2 protein-coding genes are annotated in these 3,833 nt (G+C 43.0%); both read right to left on the bottom strand.

From position 1 onward, the window contains the following. Positions 1–215 precede the first annotated feature (215 nt). Complete coding sequence (locus Q0257_RS08405; protein ID WP_298023973.1) at positions 216–1,112, bottom strand: alpha/beta hydrolase-fold protein; 897 nt, start codon at positions 1,110–1,112, stop codon at positions 216–218. Further along, on the bottom strand, positions 1,106–3,229 hold the full coding sequence (locus tag Q0257_RS08400) for a TonB-dependent receptor (protein ID WP_298023970.1): 2,124 nt from the start codon (positions 3,227–3,229) through the stop codon (positions 1,106–1,108). The genes Q0257_RS08405 and Q0257_RS08400 overlap by 7 nt, the downstream gene beginning before the upstream one ends. Between the last annotated feature and the right edge of the window lie 604 nt (positions 3,230–3,833).

Raw genomic sequence — 3,833 nt, 5'->3', positions numbered from 1 at the left:
TCGCCTGCTTGAGCCGCTTTGAAATTTGCCATTTGAAACTTTGCATTTTCCATCCTTTAAATTTGCGCGATACTAGCCAAAAAGGCTTTAAAGTTTAATTTCTTAAATCCGGCGACGCGTTTCGGCGCAATCAACGAGCCTGCGCCGCTCGGTCTTGCGCTTGCAAATATAAACGAGCCGGGTTTAGATTAAGGCTTTACCGGCTAAATAGAAGATTATCTTTGCGTAAATAGCGCTAAATCTCGCAAAGCCAATGGGATTACTTCGCCGTGCGAAGCGCCTTCGTAGAGCCTAAACTCGCAAGAAAACCCCCTTGCTTTTAAAATTTCAGCTAGATCGGCTACTTTTAAAATTCCCGCTTTATCGGTTTTTCCTTTACGTATTTCACGCGAGCCAGCAACGAGCATTATGAATTTCGCTTTTAAATTTGATCTAAGCTTTCCCTCGTCTAGGGCATCTCTGATCAGTTGTGATTCACCCCACCATAACGAAGGCGAGGCGATAAAAAACTCGTCGAAAATCCCATCGTCGCGCAGCAAAGCATAAATCCCGAATAGCCCGCCAAAAGAATGTCCGAAGTAAATTTTATCGCTTTTTGCCGTAGAGTATTTTTTCTCCACGAGCGGAAATAGTTCATCTTTTACGAAATCGTAAAATTCTGTTGCGCCGCCGCCGTTTGCATATTCTTCGCCGCTCGCCGCGGGCGTTAAATCTCTCGTGCGACGCTTAATATCATACGCTAGCGGGCTGTCGTATCCGATGCCTACTATAAGGACGGTTTTGCTTAATTTCGGCACCGCTTTTGCGTTTTGCTTTGCGCCATTCGCATAAATTTTCGCATAGGAGTTTAAAAGTATCGGAAACTGCGCGTTCGCATCAACCATAAAAACTACCCTATCGTAGCGAGCGACATTTTTTTGACGAGCTATAAAAATTTTATATTTTTCGCCGCTCTTGCTTTTTAGAATAAAATCGCTCACGCTAAATATCTCGCGTGCAGCCTCGCTTATCCGCTCGATCTTTTGCAGCGGTTTTGCCCCCAGATCGCAAGCGAATAAGCACGCCAAAAATAGCGCGTCAAATACCGCAAGAAAGCTCTTTAGGCTTACCATTTGGCGTTTACCTTAAACCAAAACCTCCTGCCCTCCTCGGGATACCAATAGTAATTGCCGTCGTCCGCGAGACCCTCGTCGTATCGGACGTTATCAAAGATATTATAAGCGGTTAAATTTAGGCTCAGATTATCGTTTAAATCGTATTGTGCGCCCAAATCCGTAGTAAAAAGCTTTTTGTCGTTTTTGCTGACTCTATTGCCCGGACCGAATTGTACGCTTGTAAGCTCACTTTCGTAATTAAGACCGATAAAGGTAGAAAGCGGAGCGATAGGCCTATAGCTAAGCGTCGCATGTGCGGCATGCTTCGGAGTAGCGGTCAGGGATTTGCCATCCAGCCTACTAAGATTGGTTTGGCTAAATTTAACGGCGCCGTTTGGCGTATAGATCGTAGGATCCCCGGTTTCGATCTCGGAGTGGCTATAGGTGTAGTTTGCCTTGAAATTTAGCCTTTTAGTAATATCGTAATCGCCACTCAGCTCAACGCCGTAAACCTCGGCTCCTTCTATATTAAAATACGTTCCCCAACCAGGACAATTAACGCTCGGCGCGCCGGCGCAGCCTCCGTAAGCGGGAATCCTATTGATATTGCTGCCATCGGTATCTAAAATTTTATCTTTGAAGTCGTTTTTAAATAGCGTGATATTGCCGCGCAGATCGTCTGCATTGTCGTAATAAAGCCCGATCTCGTAGGTCGTGCTTTTCTCGGGCTTTAAATCCTTGTTACCGAAATCTATAATCCTCCAGCCGCCCTGAATCGTGCCTACTTCAGGCGAAATTTGATTGACGTTGGGAGTTTTATAACCGGTTGCGACGCCGCCTTTGATCGTCCAGGTATCACCTATATTAAACGTCGCGTAGGCTCTAGGAGAAAAGTGGTTGCCGAAGTATTCGTTATGCGTGAGCCTGCCGCCGAGCGTTAAAAATAGCGTATTTTCCAAAATTTCAATCTCGTCCTCTAAAAATCCCGCATGCTCGTTCATAGAAAATCGTTGCGGAGAGCGTAAATTTTGCCTACTCGCGTTTGAAACGATGAAAGTCGTTTGCACATCCTGTTTGCTAAAATCGTAGCCGAAGGTAAGCGTATTTATACCGAGATAAGTCGTAAATTTGGAATTAAAATTTCTATTTTTTACGATTGCGGGAGAAAGGCTATCAAAAATGCTCGTACGGCGAGTCTTATCCCAAAAATAACTTATATCAGCACTTAAGCTCTCAAACTCACCCAAATATCCGACGCCGTGATTTTCTCTTTTATATTTATAGTGATTTAATCCACGCGCGTTGGGATAAACGGCGGTTTTACTAAGAGTCCTTGAATAATCATGATTTTGTCTTCCGGTTTGAAAGTAAAATTTATTATTTTCATCCGGCGTTAGCCAAAGTTTGGCGTTAGAATCCGATTTATCACTCTTCTGATAGCCTCCCTTATAGCCATCCTCGCCGCGCAGCTTTTTATATCCCCACAGCTGAAGTGCCGCATACTGCCCAAAGGGAATATTGACGTAGGCTTCGCCCATCTTGCCGTCTCCGATACCTTCGTGATCTTGGATAGTTGTAGATATAGCAGCACTTCCGCTAAATTTAGAAAAATTCTTTTTCGTAATGATATTTATCACGCCGCCTACTGCATCGCTCCCGTAAAGCGAGCTCATCGGTCCTCTAATCACCTCGATACGCTCTATCGCTCCTGCGGGCGGGATAAAATTCGAGTTCATATCGCCCGCTCCGCCTTTTGGGTTCGCCGCCGCGGAACTTACGCGTTTGCCGTCGATAAGCACAAGGGTTTGAGAGCTTTCCATTCCTCTGATGGATATCCCGCTTGCCGGGCCGTCGTCGCCTGCGATAACGCTGACGCCAGGCATTTTATTCGCGATATCGTGCAGCGAAGTAAAGCTGCCGCTTGATATCTCTTTATTATCCAAGGTGGAGATGGAGGCCGGCGCCTGCCTGATATCTTGGCGAAAGCCGCTCGCGCTTACTACGATTTCGCCAAGATTCGTGCTATTTGCGTCACTGCTTAGGTGTGAGCCTTCGACGCCGCATAAAATCGAAACGCTCGCGCATATCGATAATGCGATAAATTTCGCCTTTTTAAAATACATATCTTTTTGCATTTTTGTTCCTCTATTTTGAAATTTAATCGCGGATTATAACTCAAAGCGGATAAATTTAATATTAATTATTAAAGTATTTCTATAGAATTAAATTTGACTAATAATTCCCCATTCCATCGATATTTTTATAAAAATTATTTTAAATAAAGTACAACATATAATCAAGGAATCGGTCTAAATAAGTAAAATTTTGTAACGCTAATCCTTAATCATCAAGTTGTTTTGGAGAAATTTTGCACAGTTTTTGATTTTATCTGCTCTAAGAATCATTTTCGCTTTTGTGGACGTGTATATTTTAAACTATCGAAGGCATTACAAGCGGCAACGCGAAAACGGCTTTGCTCTATTGATTTCGTGCATCCTGCGGCTTGCAATAATTATTAGACTAGCACGGGATTAATACACGATGGTTTTTAACACAGTAGCTTCGTATGAATAAATTTATATTACTAAGGGGTATAATCGCTTCGGCGCAATTTAAAATTTTGAGTAGTTTAGATAGACGGATTTAAATTTAGAACAAAGGATTGATTTTGGAATTTTACACCTCGACGCAAGAGGATAAAATTTAATAAGACCCCGCAAATTTATCTTAAAATTTAGC

It is taken from the genome of uncultured Campylobacter sp. (genome assembly GCF_938018035.1).
Taxonomy (GTDB): domain Bacteria; phylum Campylobacterota; class Campylobacteria; order Campylobacterales; family Campylobacteraceae; genus Campylobacter_B.
Note: the sequence above shows the minus strand (reverse complement) of the source record. Positions and strands in the feature narration are given on the sequence as shown.

What these genes read in the sequence shown, in the direction of transcription:
- Q0257_RS08405 (WP_298023973.1), bottom strand. Translation starts at nt 1,112, where the DNA reads ATGGTAAGCCTAAAGAGCTTTCTTGCGGTATTTGACGCGCTATTTTTG.
- Q0257_RS08400 (WP_298023970.1), bottom strand. Translation starts at nt 3,229, where the DNA reads ATGCAAAAAGATATGTATTTTAAAAAGGCGAAATTTATCGCATTATCG.